Genomic DNA, 16,251 nt, shown 5'->3' on the forward strand with positions numbered 1-16,251 from the left:
GACATCCTGTGCATGATGTCGGCGCCGTCGTTCGACCCGAACCTGTTCGTCTCGGGTGTTCCGACCCGCACCTATCGCGCGCTGTCCGACTACGAACGCAAGCCGCTGCTGGACAAGACGATCAACGGCACCTTCCCGCCCGGATCGACCTTCAAGCCCGCGACGGCCCTGGCCTTGCTGGCGGCGGGCGTTGATCCTGCCGACCGCGTGAACTGCAGCGGCGTCTTTCGTACCGGTCAGCGTTGCTGGGGCCGTCATGGCTCGCAAGACATGCACAACGCGATCAAGAACTCCTGCGACATCTATTTCTACACCATGTGCAATCGCGCGGGCGTCGATCTGATCCGCGACACGGCGATGAAGCTGGGCTTCGAGCACGAGTTCGATATCGGCGTCGACAACCAGCGCAAGGGACTGCTGCCCTCCACGGAGTGGAAGCGCCGGACCTTCCCGCGCGACCCCGTCTGGCATCCGGGCGAGACCACCTCGGTCGCCATCGGCCAGGGGGCGGTCACGGTCAACGCCCTGCAGCTGGCCGTCTACACCGCGCGTCTGGCCAACGGCCGCAAGGCGATCCAGCCGCGCCTGATCAAGTCGGTCGGCGGCGTTGACCGCCCCAGCGGCGCCGAGGTCCCGGACCTGCCGTTCAGCGTCGAGCATCTGGACATCGTCCGGGGCGGCATGATCGCCGTGGCCAACGATCGGTCCGGCACCGCCTATCGCCAGTCCCAGCTCGGCCTCGGCGACATCCAGATGGCCGGCAAGACCGGCACGGCCCAGACGCGCAACTATGGTTCCGGCAGCCGTCGCTCGAACGTCTGGTCGCAGAAGGACCACAACCTGTTCATCGCCTTCGCGCCGGTCGATGCGCCGCGCTACGCCGTGGTGGTCATCATCGAACACGGAGGCCGGGGCGGGGGCACCGCCGGGGCCCCGCGTGCCCGGGAGGTCATGCGAACCGTGCTGCTGAAGGATCCGGAGATGCGCGAACGCATCACCCGGCCGCCGCCGCCGGAAGCCACCGGCCCGCAGATTGACGAGGGCGAGATCGGCGCCGCGCCTGAATCGGCTATCGCTCCGCCTGCGCCCAGCGTTCCGGCGACGCCTCGCCCGACCAGCGGACCGCGCCCCTATCTCTCGGGTCCGCAATGACATCCTCGGCCCTGACCCGTCCCGGCGAGCGCGAGCGACTGTCGGTCAAACTGACCCAGATCGACTGGCGATTGACGACCCTGCTTTGCGTGATCGCCGGGATCGGCACAGCCATGCTGTATTCGATCGCTGGCGGGCACTGGGACCCCTGGGCGGCCAAGCACCTGATCCGGTTTGGCGCTCTGCTCACGATGATGCTGGGACTGGCTTTGGTGCACCCGAAATGGTGGTTCGGCGCGGCCTACCCCTTGTATGGCGTGCTGATCCTCATGGTGCTGCTGATCGAGTTCACCCCGCTGGGCTATACAGCCGGCGGGGCCAAGAATTGGCTGAACCTCGGCTTCATTCGTATCCAGCCTGCGGAGTTCATGAAGCTGGGTCTCGTTCTGGCGTTGGCCCGCTGGTACCACAGTCACTCTGCCCAGGACGCGCGCTGGTCGTGGAAGCTTGTGTTTCCCGCTGGAATGATCGGCCTGCCGTTCATCCTGGTGGCCAAACAGCCCGATCTGGGCTCTGCCATGGTCATCGGCCTGACGGGGGCCGCGGTGATGTTCCTCGCCGGTCTGAGTTGGCGGGTCATCGCTGCGGGCGCTGCGGCCGTCGTCGCCATCGTGCCGCCGTTCGTCATGTTCGGCATGCACGAGTACCAGCGCAACCGGGTTCTGACTTTCCTGAGTCCTGAATCCGATCCTTCGGGCACCGGCTATAACATCATTCAATCCAAGATCGCCCTCGGGTCCGGCGGCCTGCTGGGAAGAGGCTATGGCCTGGGGAGCCAGAGCCAGCTGGAGTTCCTGCCGGAGCGCCAGACGGACTTCATCTTCTCGACCGTGTCGGAGGAATTCGGCTTCGTCGGATCGTTCACTCTGTTGGCCTGCTATCTGGCGATCATCCTGATTGCCCTGCGAATTTCGTCGCTGTCGCACAGCCATTTCGGCCGTATCTCGTCGGCCGGGATGACAGCGTTTTTTGCCCTCTTCGTCCTGGTCAACGGAGCGATGGTGATGGGATTGGCGCCGGTGGTCGGGGTGCCGATGCCGCTGTTGTCCTACGGCGGCTCGTCGATGATGACCGTGATGATCGGCTTTGGCCTTGTGCTGTCGACCCGGGTTCACCGGTATGTGGAGCTCCCCAAGGGCAATGGCCTGATCTGATCGATCAGCCGGCAGCGGTGCGCGCGGTCTTCCGCTTCGACATCAGGGCTTCGGGCGTGAGGAAGCCGCCACCGTGAAGGCGTGAAACCCGTCGGACCAAGTGAAAACCTTCAGCTTCACCGCCATCCGGGCCTTACGCCCGGCGACAGCCTCGGGTTCCGCCTAAGGCGATGCGGCCCAGTCCGTGCCGCGCACCAGGCTGTCGATGATGCCGGGCTCGGTCGAGGCGTGACCGGCGTCGGGGACGATGTCCAGCTTCGCCTCGGGGAAGGCGCGATGCAGGGCCCAGGCGCTGGCGATCGGCGTGACCACGTCGAATCGGCCCTGGGCGATCCAGGTCGGGATATGGCGGATTCGGCCGATGTTTTTCAGCAGCCAGCCTTCCTCGGGGAAGAAGCCGCCGTTGACGAAATACCAGCATTCGATGCGGGCGAAAGCGACGGCGAAGTCCGGTTCGGCGAACTTGTCGGGGCGGGCCGCGGGGCCTTCGACGCTGACGGTCTCGCCTTCCCAGCTGGACCAGGCGATGGCGCAGCGTTCGCGCTCGGCGCGGTCGTCGCCAGTCAGGCGCTTGTAGTAGGCGCCCATCAGGTCGTGGCGCTCGTCCTCGGGGATGGGGGCGACGAACCGCTCCCAGGCGTCCGGGAAGATCATTGAGGCGCCGTCCTGGTAGAACCAGTGCAATTCCTTCTTCGTCAGCAGGAATATGCCGCGCAGGATCAGGGCGTCGACCCGCTCTGGATGGGTGATGGCATAGGCCATCGAAAGGGTCGAACCCCAGGACCCGCCGAAGACCGCCCACTTGTCGATGCCGCAGCGTTCACGCAGGCGTTCGATGTCGTCGATCAGGGTCCAGGTGGTGTTGTCGTCGAGAGACGCGTTCGGCCGCGACTCGCCGCAGCCGCGCTGATCGAACAGGACGATGCGATAGATGGCCGGGTCGAAATAGCGGCGCATGCCGGCGTTGATGGCCCCGCCGGGACCGCCGTGCAGCACCAGGACCGGCCGCCCCTGCGGATTGCCGCATTCCTCGTAATAGATCTCGTGGACGCTGTCGGTCTGCATCCAGCCGGACGCGAAGGGCTCGAGCTCGGGATACAACTCGCGTCGGGGCGTCTCGGTCACAGGGAAGGCCATTCGTTGGTCGGAGCTTTCAGGTAGGGGGTCAGGCGGTTACTGATTGTGACCGAAACGCGGCGAAGGCAAGTACAAGCCAGCCGGCGATCATCAGAACCCCGCCTATCGGAGCGACGGCGCCGAGCGCGGGCAGGCTGAGCAGGCCGAGGAAGGCCAGGGCCAGGCAGAAGATCAAGCCGCCGAAAGAGCCCAGCCACCCGGCCACGGCCCCCAGCCGACCGATCGGCGCGACGGCGCAGATGAGCGCCAGCAGGGCGTGAGCCAACTGGTAGGAGGCGCCGGTGGTCAACAGGGACTTGATCTGCGGTCCCGCTCCGTGGGCGGCGAACGCCCCCACAGCCACCGCCATCGCGCCGTTGAACGCCGCGAACACGGCCAGGTGACGATTCAGACTCATGGGCCGAACCTAGCCCACGGATCTGTCGCCGTCTGCTATCGGATGCGCGATGACTCCGTCTCGCCGCATGGCGCTGCAGTATGTGTTGCTCTTCGGCGCCAACGGCGTGAGCCTGCCCTTCGCGGGATTGTGGTTCCGCGCGCAGGGATTCTCGGGAGCCGAGATCGGCGTGCTGCTGGCGGCTCCCATGCTGGCCCGGCTGATCACCGGACCGGCCATCGCGGTGTGGGCGGACGGATTCCGGCGGCGCCGCTCTCCCATCGCGATCCTGGGACTGATCCTGGGTCTGGGCTACGCGGGCGCCGGCCTGACCGAGGGGGTCTGGCTGCAGGGGTTCCTCTGGTTCGTCGCGGCGACGGCGATGGCCGGATTGATCCCGCTCAGTGACGTGCTGTCGCTGCAGGTCGCGCGGCGGCACGGCTTCGATTTTGCCTGGCCCCGGGGTTGCGGGTCCGCCGCCTTCGTCGCGGCCAATGTTCTGATGGGCGCGATCCTGACGCGTGGCTCGGCGGACTGGGTCATCGTCTGGATCGCCGTCGCCGGGGCCCTCGTCGCCCTGACGGCCGCCACCCTCCTGCCCAGCGACCCGGTGACGGAGGGACCCAGGATCGCCGGTCGTGAACGGCTGGCCGGGCTGGCGCGGCTGGCCGTCGATCCGGTCTTCATGACCGCCGTCCTGGCCGTCGGGACGGTGCAGGCGACGCACGGCTTCTACTACGGCTTCTCCGCTATTGCGTGGAAGGCGCAGGGGATCAGCGAGACCATGACCGGCCTGTTGTGGGCGATGTCCGTCGTGGTCGAGATCGCCTTCATGTGGTGGATCGAGCCATGGCGGAAGCGGCGCGGGATCGGCCCGGGCGTGATCCTGACGCTGGGGGGCGTGGCGGCCGTGATCCGCTGGACGGCCCTGGCCTTCTCCCCGCCGCTGTGGATGCTGTGGCCCCTGCAGGCGTTGCATGCCCTGACGTTCGCGGCGACCTATCTGGCGGGCGTGCAGATCATCGAAAAGCTCGCGCCGCCAGGTGGCCACACGGCGGCCCAGACCCTGAACTCCGTTATGGCGGCCGGCATTCTGCTAGGATTGGCGACCCTGGCCGCCGGGCCCCTGTACGATCGAATCGGCGTGCTGGGCTATCTCGCCATGACCGGACTGGCCGCGATCGGTCTTCTGCTGCAGTGGCGGCTACGCCGGGTCGCGGCGGTCTAGTTGACGCGGGCGCGAGGCAGGGGCGACAGGTGTCGCGCCATGGCGGCGGCGGCCGTCTGGACGCCGAGACGCAGTTGATCAACGTTGAGCGAGGCCGGAACCCGCAGCAGTCCGACCGACGGGGCGTCGGCATTGTCGGGCAGGGCGGCCAGCACGCGATAGAGCAGGTAGGAGCCGGCGTCCTCCTCGCTGTCCGAGGTCGCGTCGGCGGCGAGGCCGGCGTCGACCAGCGCACGGACCATTTCCGCGGCGGGGGCGGTGGCGCGAGCCAGGGCGGGGCCAGTCTGCGAGATCTTCTTGCCGCCTTCGAGGGCGCGATTCTCGGCGCGCATCTGGACGCGGAAGCCATTGCTTTTGCGCGTCCGTCCCACCAGTAGCACGGCGCGGCAATCGGCATCCTCGAGATGACCGGTGATCAGGGCCGCGAGGGCGGCGGGATCATCGGGACCGACCGGACGAAGGCGGGTTCCGGGCGGCGTCCAGCTGGCGGCTTCCTCATCGATGGCGGTCCAGAGGGGATCAGCGCTCTCATAGACGCATACGAGGATCGCAGGCCTGCGGTCGGGCTGGTTCTCGGCGATGGTGTCGAGCATGGACCCTGCTAGGTGCGTGACAACGTCATGACAGCGGCCGGACGGTGTCCGCAAGCGGATGATCCCGTCAAGCCAAAAGCGGCGATCGGGATGGTTCGGCCGGTCGATTCGTGTTTCAGGCGAGGTCGCCGACCGCCGCGTCCAGCAGCATGAAGGCGCGGCCGGCGTCGGTGGCCAGCGTGGACAGCACGGCTGCCGCACCGCCTCGCGCCTCGTCGTTCAGCCGGCCCGCGAAGGCGCGGACATAGCGTTCGGCATCGCTGCGCAACTCAGCATCGCTCATCACCCGGCGAGAGACGCTGCGGACGGCGGCCGGGGCGACGCGCCGGACGATCTGGCGCGCCCGGTCGGGATCGCGCCCGGCGAAGGCGGACGCTGCCTCTTCGACCCGCGACCTGGGCAGGAGGGCGTTCGGATCGACGCCCATACGTCGAATGGCGGCGGTGATCCGGTCGGTCAGGGCATCCTCGTCGGCGGGCATGACGGGGGTGTCGAGATCGAGCGGGGGCTCGCCCGGGCCGTCATCGACCAGGTCGCTCCAGTCGAGCCGATCCTTCGGCGGCGGTGCGCCGCGCGCGCCCGGATCGTCGGCGGCGGGCCCCAGCTTCAGGCGACCGCGCAGGCCGAAGCCGCGTTCGCGTTCAGGCTCGGTGGCAGTCGGGCGGAGCGGCCGTTCGCCCGCAGGCGCGGCGGGTTCAGCCAGAATGTCGCGCCGACGCAGGGGGGCTCCGCCGTCGCCGGACACGACCCCCATCAGGCGGACGGCCTCGGTCAGCATGTCGTAGTTGCGTCGGACCCGCTCCTGGAAGCCGGCGTCCAGGGCCTCGGTGTCCTCGGCGGCCTTGCGTGACGCGGCGCCGAGGGCGGCCAGGCCTTCCTCGACGGTGATGCGGACGGATTCGGCGCGGGCGCGGGCTTCCTCGGGCAGGCGGGAGGCGCGGTCGTCCAGATCGCCGATGGCGGCATCGACCTCGGCCAGGGCCTGGGTCATGCGGGACAGGGTGGACTCCAGTTTCTCGATGGCCCGCTCGCCGGCCTGGTCCACCAGATCGACAGTCTCGCCGACGATCCTGCGAGCGCCCTCGACGCGCGCGTCGGCTGCGGCATCCGCCTTCTGGGCGGCGTCGAAGAGAGCCTCGCCCAGCCGGTCGGCGCGGATCTGGGCCTGGCCCGTGGCTCCATCGGCGGCCTGCCGGCTTTCCTCGGCCGTAGCCTTGAGCACCGCGAGCGTTCGGCGGGTTTCCTCGATCAGGGTGTCGCGGGCCTCGGCGGCCAGGGCCTCGAAACGGTCCAGCGACTGTTTGGTGGCGGCGTCGAAGCCGTCGGCCTCGCGCTGGGACAGGTCGACCAGGGCGCGGAACTGGTCGGTTGCAGCCTCGACGAGGTCGCGCAGCCCCTCGGACGCCTTGGTGGAGGTTTCGCCGAGGTCGCCGGTGGCGGTGCGGGCCGCAGACAGCTGTTCGGTCAGCTGGGCGCGCTGGCTCTCGACCTGGGCGGAGAAGTCTTCCTGATCAGTGCGCAGGGCGTAGGCGGCGGTGACCAGGGCGGCGCGCTGCTGGCCCAGCCCCTCTTCGACGGACTGGATCTGTTCGGCGACGCCGGTGCCGGCGTTCTCGAGGCGCAACGTCTGGCGGGCCAGGTCGTCGGCGGCCATACGGGCGGCATCCTGCGCCTCTCCGGCGGCGGCGGCGAGGTCGGCGGCGCGGGCGGCGAGGGCGGCCTCGGCTTCGCGAAGCTGGGTCTGGGCGAGATCAGACGCATCGACGATCAGGCGCGACTGGCGCTCCACCGCGTCGAGCACGCCCGACGCCTGTCCGTCCAGGCGGCTGCCGAGGGCTGTCATCTCGTCGCGCTCGCGGCCGAGGGACTCGGTCAGGCGGCGCGCCGTGCGACCGGCGGCCTCGGCGGCCTCGTTCAGGCGGCTGGTCTCCAGCGAGAGAGCCTCACGCAGCAGGGCCATGTCGTTGCGGGCCCGTTCGGCGGCGAGGGCGGCCTGGTCGATATCGTTGCGCAGGGCCGACAGGACATGTCCGGTCTGCTGGGCCGCGAGCGCCGTCGGCGCGACGAGCGCCTCGGCCAGTTCGCGGGCGCGCCGGGTTTCGGAGGCCAGGCCGGCGCCCTGACGAACGGCATGGGCGAGCATGATGGCCAGGCCTGCGGGCGCGAGGGCGATCAGGGCGTAGATGGCCAGGCGCAGGGGATCGGGCGAGACCGCGCCGGAACCGACCTCATAGGCCGCCCAGGACGCGACGCCGCCCATCCACAGGGCCGCGGCAATCCCGGCGATCAGATAGGAAGGGCCGGACCGCACCTCGGCGGGGCTCAAGGCAATCGCCGCTGCGGTGGGCGCGGGAGGCGAAGCCTGGGTGGCGGGCGGGGTGCCGGCGCTGGTCGAGAAGGCCAGGGGTTCGATCGCCGGTTCAGCCTCTTCGGACCGGATCGGAGGCGCGACAGCGGCTGTGGGTTCGGGCTCGGCGGGCGAGGGAAATTCGAGATCCGCGGCGCTCCGCTCCTGCTCCAGCAGGCGACGGCGACGACGCTCCGACATCGGACGTTCGGGGGCGGCCTGGGGCTTGGCGATGAGTTCGGGAGTGGCGGCGTCCTCGAGTTCGGCCGTCGCGTCGCCCAGGGGCGCCGGTTCGGGGTCGGACAAGGTCAACGGCGGCCGGGAGCGGGACTTCATGGGGCGCGGATCTCAGGTGGGCTGGCGCGTGACGCAGGAGTCATGCGCAGCCGCAACCCTAGACCATTTTGCGTGGGTATCGACCCGCCGTTGCGTCAAAAAATGGATCAGGGGTCTGTACCCGGCCGATTTCGGCCGGGCGGCGCGACTAGCACTCGTTCGAGCGTGGCGCCGTTATGAGCGCCTTGGTCGGCGCCTCGGGGCAATCGCTGACGCGATGGACTTCGCGATCAGGGCGGGGAGCGGCGTTCAGGTCCACGCCGAACTGAGCCAGGGCCGCCGTGGCGAGCAGGGCGATGAAGCCGGCCAGCAACTCGATCAACGCCTGCACGATCGGCACTCCCCCATTCCGGCTGTCCTTATGCCTGATTTCGGCGAACCGGACAATCCAGCCTGGCGGCGCCATTGACCGGCGGGGCGCGGGCATGGAACGGAAGACGGGTCCGGGCGTCTCTCCGAGCCGGACGCTCGATCACCGACGCCGGCAGGGACACCGATATGGACGCCGCCCAAGGCCCGTTGCTGGACACAGCCGCCCTGTTGGCGCCCGGCGAGACCTGCTGGCGGGTCGAGCGGGCGGACCGGCTGTCGATCCTCATGGAGAACGGCGCCTATTTCGAAGCCCTGGCCTCGGCTCTGTCCAAGGCGCGGCGTTCGGTGGTGATTCTGGGCTGGCAGTTCGACCCGCGGACCCGGCTCGACCCCGAGACCCGGCCCGGCGACAAACAGGCCGAGATCGGCCATCTGCTGCGGATGATGGTCAAGACCCGGCCGGAACTCGACGTCCGGCTGCTGATCTGGAAGTCGCCGCTGCTGATCGCGGCATCGCAGGGCTTCTATCCGCACAAGGCCCAGGCCTGGTTCAGGAAACGGATGGTCGAGTTCCGGCTGGATACGCCGGGCCCCATCGGCGCCTGCCATCATCAGAAGGCGATCATCATCGACGACGCCGTGGCCTTTTGCGGCGGCGGGGACATCTCGGTCGATCGCTGGGATTCCGAGGCCCATGCGGACGATGATCCGAGACGCTGCCAGCCATCGGGGATCATCTCGCCGCCGCGGCACGAGACCATGTGCGTCATGGACGGAGCGGCGGCGCGTGCTCTGGGCGATCTGGCGCGCGAGCGCTGGTTCAAGGCGACCTGGGAGCGGACGGTGCCGGAAACGGTCGATGGCGATCCCTGGCCCGAGGGTCTGGCGGTGGACTTCCACGACACGCCGGTCGGGATCGCCCGGACCGAGCCCGGCTTCGGCGGTCGTCACGAGGTCCGCGAGAACGAGAGACTGCACCTCGAGGCCATCCGGGGCGCACGGAAGCGGATCTATATGGAGAACCAGTATTTCACCTCGCCGATCGTCGCCAACGCCCTGGCCGAGCGGCTGGGCGAACCAGACGGGCCGGAGATTGTGCTGGTCTCGACGGGACGCAGCCCGAGCTGGTTCGACAGCATGACCATGGACACGGCAAGGGCCGAGGTCCTGTTCCGGCTGGAAAGCGCTGACCGGCACAACCGCTTCTTCGCCTTCAGCCCCAATACGAAGAACGGCGAGCGGATCATCGTCCACGCCAAGGTGACCGTGGTGGACGACGTCCTGCTGCGGATCGGCTCGACCAATCTGAACAACCGGTCGCTCGGTTTCGACACCGAGTGCGATATCGCCATCGCGCCGGAGGATGAGGCGGGCCGCGAGGCCATCCGGCATTTTCGGCATCGGACTATCGGTCACTTCATCGGCGTGACCGCTGACGAATTCGGGGCGGCCGAGGCCGTCTGCGGCTCGACTGGCGAGGCCATCCAGAAGTTCGACAGCAGCCGGATGTCGCAATTGGGCGCGACGCCGCCGTCGATGATCCAGCGCACGATCGCCGAGTTCCAGTTGGGGGACCCGACCTCGCCACGGGACGCCTGGCGGCCATGGAAGCGGCGCAACCGCTCGCAGCGGCTTCAGCCGACGGGCTGAATCTCGAAATCGACCACCAGGGGCAGATGGTCCGAGGCCATCCGCGACAGGGGCGAGAAGGGCGCGTGGACGCCGGTGATTCTGATCTCCGGGCTGACGAAGACGTGGTCGATGCGGATCGCGGGGAAGCCGGACGGGAAGGTCTTGATGGTCGGACGCAGACCCAGCTGGCGCTGACAGTCGGCATGGTTCCGCGCCAGCGTCTGATAGGGGCGGGTGATCGAGGTCGCGTTGAAGTCGCCGGCCAGCAGCGTCGGGCCTTTGCAGTCCGGATGGCCGAGCCAGTCCTTGCCGACGAGGGCCGCCGCCTGGAGCCGCTGCTCGCGCGGGACCAGCCCAAGGTGGGTGGTCAGGACGTTGATGTCTAAGCCCTCAATGTTGACGCGCACCCACAGGGCGCCGCGCGGCTCCAGTCCCGGCACGCCGCGCACGGTAGGAAGGGCACCGACGTGCACCAGGGTTTCCGGATGCCCCGTCAGAATGGCGTCGCCGTATTCCTCGGCCTCGACCCGCATGGCGGCATGGAAGCGGACGGCCATCGACAGGCGGCCGGCGATCGCGCGCGCCTGATCGACCCCCCCGGTCCGGGCGCGGCCGACGTCAAGTTCCTGCAGGCAGACGATGTCGGGTTCGAGCTCGGCGATGACGCCGGCGATGCGTTCGACATCCAGTCGCTTGTCGACCCCGACACAGCGATGGACGTTATAGGTGACTAGCCGCATGGCGGCACCGGCTAGGCCAATTTCCCGCCAAAAGCGAGACCGCGCGCAGCGTCAGATTTCGACCAGTCGATCGGGGACTTCGTTCGGATTGCGCGGCCTCGGCGGGAAGTGTTCGGCCAGGACGCCACCCACCAGGGCGATGGCCCGTTCGAAGCCTTCGGCAGCGCGTCGGTCGCGTAGCCCCTCGGTCAGAACCTGGACAGCATCGGCCCAGATCGCCTGATCGACACGCGAATAGATGCCCTTGTCGGCGATGACCTCGACCTGTCGATCGGCCATGGCGGCGAAGATCAGCACGCCCGTGCGATGCTCGGTGACATGCAGGCCGTGGGCGAGGAACTGATGCATGGCCGCCTGGCGCGTCCGGTCGCGGCGCACCCCGCGCGGGGTTGTCAGCCGGGTCAGGACGGGGATCCGCAACAGGACATAGACCGCCAGGAACACAGCGGCCTGCACCACCGCATAGACCCCGATGGCCCGACCGATGGTCAGATGCAGGGCCGACAGATGCCCGGCTTCCCAGTTGTCGGCCAGACGCGGGAACCAGGCGGGCTCGAACCCGAACGGGATCAGCATCAGCGGCAGGAGCAGGGCCGCCGCCGCCGCCCAGGCCAGGCTGATATCGCGATAGCTCGACACCCGTCCCGCCAGGACGCAGAAGATTTCGCCGGAAGTACGCGCCTCCGCCGCCGCGATGGCGCTCGCGACGCGCGCGTGTTCGCCGGAGTTCAGTCGCATCACCATCCGCCCGAGGCCCCCCCGCCGCCGAAGCTGCCGCCGCCGCCGGAGAACCCGCCGAAGCCGCCCCCCGAACTTTCCGAAGACCCCCGCGAGACATTGGACAGGATTTCCGCCGCCCCCCACACGAGGATCGGATCGATTCCGCTACGCCGCGCGCCGCGTTTGCGTCCCCGCCGCCCGATTCCGCGCAGCAAGCTCAGGAAGAAAAAGATGAAAATCAGGGCTATGACGATGCCTGGGAAGATCGGCGCTTCGGCCTCGCTGGGCGCGGCCTCGGCGGCGCGGGCGGCGGCCTCTGCGGGGTCCAGGCGCAACTGGCCGATGACGGCGTCTACCCCGGCCTCGATGCCCAAGGCATAGCCGCCGTCGCGGAACGGCGGCAGGATGTCGGTCTGGATGATCTGGTTGGACAGGGCGTCGGTCAGAACGGGCTCAAGGCCGTAGCCGACCTCCAGCCGGACCTTGCGTTCATTGGGCGCCACGATCAGCAGCACGCCGCTGTCATTCTCCGCATTGCCGATGCCCCAGGCGCGCCCGAGGCGGTAGCCGTAGTCCTCGATCTCATAGTCCTGGAGGCTGTCGAGGGTCACGACGACGAACTGGTCGCCCGTGTCCGTCTCCAGCCGGGTCAATTTGGCGGTGATCGCAGCCTCTGTGTCGGGCGTCAGCAGCTGGGCCTGATCGACGACACGACCGGACAGGGCGGGGAAGGTCGGGTCGGCCGCGAAGGCGTGCGGGACGAGCGCGAACAGAACCGCCAGACCAGCGATGAGGATGGCCAGAATAGAGTGTGTCGGCCGAACCGGCTTGATCGGGCTCACCGGGCGGGCGGCGTCGAACCGGGGGCGACGGCGGCGGCCGCGCCGCCGGTCGCGACCGGTGTCTGGCCGTCGAGATTGAACTGAACCTGGGGCGCGCTCTGGGCCTCGGTCGTCGCGGTGAACAACTGCATCGGCTCCTCACCCGCGAAGGCGGTCTTGGCCCAGATCACGGTCGGGAAGGTGCGCAGACTCGTATTGTAGTCGCGAACCGCCTCGTTGTAGTCGCGCCGCGCGATGGTGATGCGGTTCTCGGTGCCTTCGAGCTGCGACTGGAGCTGGAGGAAGTTCTGGTTGGCCTGCAGTTGAGGATAGGCCTCGACCGTTACCAGCAGGCGCGACAGGGCGCTGGTCAACTGGCCCTGCGCCGCCTGGAAGGCCTGGAAGGCGGCGGGATCGCTGAGAGTTTCGGGCGTAATCTGGACCGCTGTGGCCCGGGCGCGGGCCTCGATCACCTGGGTCAGGGTCGTGCGCTCCTGGATCGCTGAGCCCTGGACGGTGGCGACGAGATTCGGAATCAGGTCGGCGCGCCGCTGATACTGGCTCTGGACGTCGGCCCACGCCGCCTGGGCGCGCTCCTGCTTGGTCGGGATGGTGTTGTAGCCACAAGCCGCCACGCTCTGGGCGGCGAGAAGGATGGCGACTGAACCGACGAGACGAGATGCGCTGCGAGCCATGAACCCCTCCATCCGACGGCCGATCGCCGCAGGTCACCCCGGGACTATCAGCGGTTCGTGACGCCGCTTCAAGCGTCCAGACGTTCCGGCTCGATCCCGGCCGCGCGGCAGGCGGCGTTATAGGTGTTGGCCAGGAGGCAGGCGATGGTCATCGGGCCGACGCCGCCCGGGACCGGCGTGATCGCCCCGGCGACCGTGACGGCCTCAGCAAAGGCGACGTCGCCGACAACCCGTGTCCTGCCCTCGGCCGCCTTGACCGGGTCGGCGGAGGGGACGCGGTTGATGCCGACGTCAATCACGGTCGCGCCCGGCTTGATCCAGTCGCCCCGGATCATCTCCGGCCGGCCCACTGCGGCGACCAGGATGTCGGCGGCGCGGCAAAGGGCCGGCAGGTCGCGGCTGCGCGAGTGGGCGATGGTGACGGTGCAATTCTCGGCCAGCAGCAACTGGGCCATCGGCTTGCCCACGATGTTCGAACGCCCGACGATGACGGCGTTCAGGCCCGACAGGTCGCCGAGCTGATGCTTCAGCAGCATGGTCGAACCCAGGGGGGTGCAGGGCACGAGGCCGGGCAGGCCGACCGCCAGTCGCCCGGCGTTGACGACATGGAACCCATCCACATCCTTGTCCGGGTCGATCGCGCCCAGCACCGCCGAGGAATCGATCCGCGCGGGCAGGGGCAGCTGGACCAGGATGCCGTGGATGCCGGCGTCAGCGTTCAGCGTCCCGACGAGGGCCAGCAGTTCGGCCTGGCTGGTCGTGTCAGCCAGGCGGTAGGTATCGGAGCGCATCCCGGCGCGGGCGGTCGTCTCGCCCTTGTTACGGACGTAGATCTGGCTGGCGGGATCCTCGCCGACGATGACCACGGCCAGGCCCGGCTTGAGCCCGTGGGTCGCCTCCAGCCGCGCCGAGGCGGCGGCGACCCGCTCCACCAGACCGGCGGCGAAGGCCTTGCCGTCGATGATCGCCGCGCGCGTGTCAGGTCCGGCCATGGGAGGCCCTCTTTCGTCAGAATTCGATAAGGTTCGGGCGATTTACAGGCGTCACGGTTCAGCGTCTATGTAGCCTCCACAGAACAGGGGACTTCCGATGCGCCGCTCTACCTTCATCATGACCGTCAGTATGATCGCGCTGTTCGCCGCCGGACAGGCCGCGGCCCAGGACGCCACGCCGCTGCGCGTCGGCCAGACGGTCAACGGTCAGCTGACCGCAGAGGACACCAAGGTCGATAGCGAGGAGCTCGGCCAGTACCTCTACGACACCTGGTCGATCCAGGCCCGCGACGGCCAGCGACTGGAAGTCACGATGCGGTCGGACGCCTTCGACACCTATCTGGAAGCCTATGAAGGCTCGGATCCGGGCGAGGCGATCGCCATGGACGACGACGGCTTGGGCGAGGGCACCAACTCGCGCCTGCGCTTCTCGGCCGACAACGGAACCTACATCATCCGCGCCCGCACCCTGGGCGGCCTGGAAGGTGGCGACTACACCATCCAGGTGACCGATCGCGGGCCCGCGCCCCGGGCGCCGCGCCCGACCACCATCCGACTGGGCGACGACGTCGACGGCGCGATCAGCGACCGCAGCCCGAGCGAAGAGGACGGGCAGTACGGGGAGTACACCTACAACGGCTACAGCTTCCGGGCGCGTCAGGGCGAGCGGTTCGCCATCACGCTCGAGAGCGATGACTTCGATCCGATCGTGCGTGTGGGCCGCATGGGCCGCGGCGGTGCGTTTGAGGAACTGGCCCAGAACGACGACTCCGGCGCCGGCGGCCTGAACTCCTATCTGATCTTCACCGCCCCCTCGAACGGCGAGTACGTGATCCGCGCCGCGCCCCTGGATGGTTCGGCCGACGGCGACTACGAACTGGCCCTGGCCGAGGCCCCGCCGCCGCTGGTGGCGCGTCCGATCGCCGTCGGCGAGACGGTCGAGGCTTCGCTGGCCGCCGGCGACGGCGGCAACGCCTTCGGCACGCGCGCCGACGCCTACGCCTTCACCGGAACGACGGGCCAGCGGATCGTCGCGACCATGAACTCGGACGCGTTCGACACCTATCTCGAGCTGTTCTCGGAGAATTCCGACGATGCCGGCGGTCGTTATGCGCTGGATTCGGACGACGATGGCGCGGGCGAGGGCACCAACTCCCGCCTGACCTACACCATCCCGTCTGACGGCCAGTACACGATCGAGGCCCGCGCCTTCACCGGTGAAGGCGAGGGCGCCTACACCCTCACGTTCGAGGAGGCGCCGCCGCTGCCGGCGCCGGTCGCCTTGTCGTGGGGCGCGACGGTGCAGCGCGAGATCCTCGCCGAAGATCCACGCGACGACGAGAGCCGTGGTTTCGACGCCTATACCTTCAGTGGAACGGCCGGAAACCGCATCCAGCTGATCATGCGCTCAGGCGACTTCGACACCTACCTTCAGGTCGGCAGCCCCGAGGGCGACTTCTACGCCATGGCCTCGGACGACGACGGTCTGGGCGAAGGCACGGACTCGCGCCTGAACTACATCCTGCCGTCCGACGGGGAGTTCATCGTCCGCGCCTCGCCGCTCTATGCGGACGCCGACGGCCTGTATTCGCTGGAACTGCTGGATCGCGGTCCGCAGCCCCTTCCGGGCAGCATTCTGGTCGGCGCCACGGCGCGCGGCACGCTGGGCGAGGACGACGCCCTGGCCGAGGACGGCAGCTTCTACGATGCCTACAAGATCTCGGTGAAGGCCGGCGACAAGCTGCGTTTGACCATGGTTTCCAACGAGTTCGACGCATTCATCGATATCGGCCGCGAGGATGAGGCCGGCGTCTTCACTTCGGTGGTCTCGGACGACGACAGCCTGTCGGACACGCATGCCAAGGTCGATTGGGCGATCGAGGAAGAGGGCGATTACGTCATCCGCGCCCGCAGCTTCTCCTCGGGCCAGTCGGGCGCCTACGCGCTGACGATCGAACCCAAGGAGTAGTCGATTGCCGTTCGCCGCCAATCGGTGAGTTGGCGGCGATTTCGACT

Annotated in this window: 15 protein-coding genes; 5 read left to right on the plus strand and 10 right to left on the minus strand. The window is 68.6% G+C overall.

Features of this window, described 5'->3' with window-relative positions:
* Together ACP7A5_RS11410 and rodA are read left to right on the plus strand one after the other, a co-directional pair.
* Positions 1-1,152, plus strand: a 1,152-nt coding sequence (locus ACP7A5_RS11410; protein ID WP_426042029.1) for a penicillin-binding transpeptidase domain-containing protein, incomplete at its 5' end; no start/stop codon positions are given.
* On the plus strand, positions 1,149-2,306 hold the full coding sequence (rodA, locus tag ACP7A5_RS11415) for a rod shape-determining protein RodA (RefSeq protein WP_426042030.1): 1,158 nt from the start codon (positions 1,149-1,151) through the stop codon (positions 2,304-2,306). The genes ACP7A5_RS11410 and rodA, both read left to right, overlap by 4 nt.
* A gap of 162 nt (positions 2,307-2,468) precedes the next feature.
* Here rodA and pip read toward each other — a convergent pair whose 3' ends face one another.
* Both pip and ACP7A5_RS11425 read right to left on the minus strand, forming a co-directional pair.
* Positions 2,469-3,443 (minus strand): prolyl aminopeptidase, encoded by a 975-nt coding sequence (pip, locus tag ACP7A5_RS11420; RefSeq protein WP_426042031.1) that lies wholly within the window; start codon positions 3,441-3,443, stop codon positions 2,469-2,471.
* A 28-nt stretch (positions 3,444-3,471) separates the two neighbouring features.
* Positions 3,472-3,840, minus strand: a complete 369-nt coding sequence (locus tag ACP7A5_RS11425; protein WP_426042032.1) for a DUF423 domain-containing protein — start codon at positions 3,838-3,840, stop codon at positions 3,472-3,474.
* A gap of 49 nt (positions 3,841-3,889) precedes the next feature.
* On the opposite strand from ACP7A5_RS11425, the gene ACP7A5_RS11430 reads away from it, so the two are divergent.
* Positions 3,890-5,047, plus strand: coding sequence for an MFS transporter (locus tag ACP7A5_RS11430; protein ID WP_426042033.1), 1,158 nt, complete (start codon positions 3,890-3,892; stop codon positions 5,045-5,047).
* Here ACP7A5_RS11430 and ACP7A5_RS11435 read toward each other — a convergent pair.
* The 3 genes from ACP7A5_RS11435 to ACP7A5_RS11445 form a co-directional block, all read right to left on the minus strand.
* Entirely contained in the window at positions 5,044-5,640 is a 597-nt protein-coding gene (locus ACP7A5_RS11435) for a hypothetical protein (RefSeq protein ID WP_426042034.1), read from the minus strand. The two genes, ACP7A5_RS11430 and ACP7A5_RS11435, sit on opposite strands and share 4 nt — an antisense overlap.
* A gap of 115 nt (positions 5,641-5,755) precedes the next feature.
* Positions 5,756-8,323, minus strand: coding sequence for a tipN (locus ACP7A5_RS11440; RefSeq protein WP_426042035.1), 2,568 nt, complete (start codon positions 8,321-8,323; stop codon positions 5,756-5,758).
* Positions 8,324-8,471: 148 nt separating this feature from the next.
* Positions 8,472-8,654 (minus strand): hypothetical protein, encoded by a 183-nt coding sequence (locus ACP7A5_RS11445; RefSeq protein ID WP_426042036.1) that lies wholly within the window; start codon positions 8,652-8,654, stop codon positions 8,472-8,474.
* Positions 8,655-8,821: 167 nt separating this feature from the next.
* On the opposite strand from ACP7A5_RS11445, the gene ACP7A5_RS11450 reads away from it, so the two are divergent.
* A complete protein-coding gene (locus tag ACP7A5_RS11450; RefSeq protein WP_426042037.1) occupies positions 8,822-10,285 on the plus strand; it encodes a phospholipase D-like domain-containing protein in 1,464 nt (487 codons plus the stop codon).
* Here ACP7A5_RS11450 and ACP7A5_RS11455 read toward each other — a convergent pair.
* The 5 genes from ACP7A5_RS11455 to ACP7A5_RS11475 form a co-directional block, all read right to left on the minus strand.
* Positions 10,270-11,007: an endonuclease/exonuclease/phosphatase family protein gene (locus tag ACP7A5_RS11455; RefSeq protein WP_426042038.1), complete on the minus strand. Its 738-nt coding sequence runs from the start codon at positions 11,005-11,007 to the stop codon at positions 10,270-10,272. The genes ACP7A5_RS11450 and ACP7A5_RS11455 overlap by 16 nt on opposite strands.
* Positions 11,008-11,058: 51 nt before the next feature.
* A complete protein-coding gene (locus tag ACP7A5_RS11460) occupies positions 11,059-11,745 on the minus strand; it encodes a TPM domain-containing protein (RefSeq protein ID WP_426042039.1) in 687 nt (228 codons plus the stop codon).
* Positions 11,745-12,569 (minus strand): TPM domain-containing protein, encoded by an 825-nt coding sequence (locus ACP7A5_RS11465; protein ID WP_426042040.1) that lies wholly within the window; start codon positions 12,567-12,569, stop codon positions 11,745-11,747. The genes ACP7A5_RS11460 and ACP7A5_RS11465 overlap by 1 nt, the downstream gene beginning before the upstream one ends.
* Positions 12,566-13,243, minus strand: coding sequence for a LemA family protein (locus tag ACP7A5_RS11470; protein WP_426042041.1), 678 nt, complete (start codon positions 13,241-13,243; stop codon positions 12,566-12,568). Before ACP7A5_RS11470 ends, ACP7A5_RS11465 begins: the two co-directional genes overlap by 4 nt.
* Positions 13,244-13,311: 68 nt before the next feature.
* Positions 13,312-14,235 carry a bifunctional methylenetetrahydrofolate dehydrogenase/methenyltetrahydrofolate cyclohydrolase gene (locus tag ACP7A5_RS11475; RefSeq protein ID WP_426042042.1) on the minus strand — a complete coding sequence of 308 codons (924 nt, stop codon included), beginning with the start codon at positions 14,233-14,235 and terminating at the stop codon, positions 13,312-13,314.
* A 97-nt stretch (positions 14,236-14,332) separates the two neighbouring features.
* Here ACP7A5_RS11475 and ACP7A5_RS11480 point away from each other — a divergent pair, with 97 nt between their 5' ends.
* Positions 14,333-16,204 carry a PPC domain-containing protein gene (locus tag ACP7A5_RS11480; RefSeq protein ID WP_426042043.1) on the plus strand — a complete coding sequence of 624 codons (1,872 nt, stop codon included), beginning with the start codon at positions 14,333-14,335 and terminating at the stop codon, positions 16,202-16,204.
* Positions 16,205-16,251 lie beyond the last annotated feature (47 nt).

The organism is Brevundimonas sp. TWP2-3-4b1 (assembly GCF_049897665.1).
Taxonomy (GTDB): domain Bacteria; phylum Pseudomonadota; class Alphaproteobacteria; order Caulobacterales; family Caulobacteraceae; genus Brevundimonas; species Brevundimonas subvibrioides_B.

Coding starts and splice junctions, on each gene's coding strand:
- rodA (WP_426042030.1), top strand. CDS start 1,149: ATGACATCCTCGGCCCTGACCCGTCCCGGCGAGCGCGAGCGACTGTCG.
- ACP7A5_RS11470 (WP_426042041.1), bottom strand. CDS start 13,243: ATGGCTCGCAGCGCATCTCGTCTCGTCGGTTCAGTCGCCATCCTTCTC.
- ACP7A5_RS11455 (WP_426042038.1), bottom strand. CDS start 11,007: ATGCGGCTAGTCACCTATAACGTCCATCGCTGTGTCGGGGTCGACAAG.
- ACP7A5_RS11435 (WP_426042034.1), bottom strand. CDS start 5,640: ATGCTCGACACCATCGCCGAGAACCAGCCCGACCGCAGGCCTGCGATC.
- ACP7A5_RS11460 (WP_426042039.1), bottom strand. CDS start 11,745: ATGCGACTGAACTCCGGCGAACACGCGCGCGTCGCGAGCGCCATCGCG.
- ACP7A5_RS11475 (WP_426042042.1), bottom strand. CDS start 14,235: ATGGCCGGACCTGACACGCGCGCGGCGATCATCGACGGCAAGGCCTTC.
- ACP7A5_RS11480 (WP_426042043.1), top strand. CDS start 14,333: ATGCGCCGCTCTACCTTCATCATGACCGTCAGTATGATCGCGCTGTTC.
- pip (WP_426042031.1), bottom strand. CDS start 3,443: ATGGCCTTCCCTGTGACCGAGACGCCCCGACGCGAGTTGTATCCCGAG.
- ACP7A5_RS11440 (WP_426042035.1), bottom strand. CDS start 8,323: ATGAAGTCCCGCTCCCGGCCGCCGTTGACCTTGTCCGACCCCGAACCG.
- ACP7A5_RS11450 (WP_426042037.1), top strand. CDS start 8,822: ATGGACGCCGCCCAAGGCCCGTTGCTGGACACAGCCGCCCTGTTGGCG.
- ACP7A5_RS11425 (WP_426042032.1), bottom strand. CDS start 3,840: ATGAGTCTGAATCGTCACCTGGCCGTGTTCGCGGCGTTCAACGGCGCG.
- ACP7A5_RS11430 (WP_426042033.1), top strand. CDS start 3,890: ATGACTCCGTCTCGCCGCATGGCGCTGCAGTATGTGTTGCTCTTCGGC.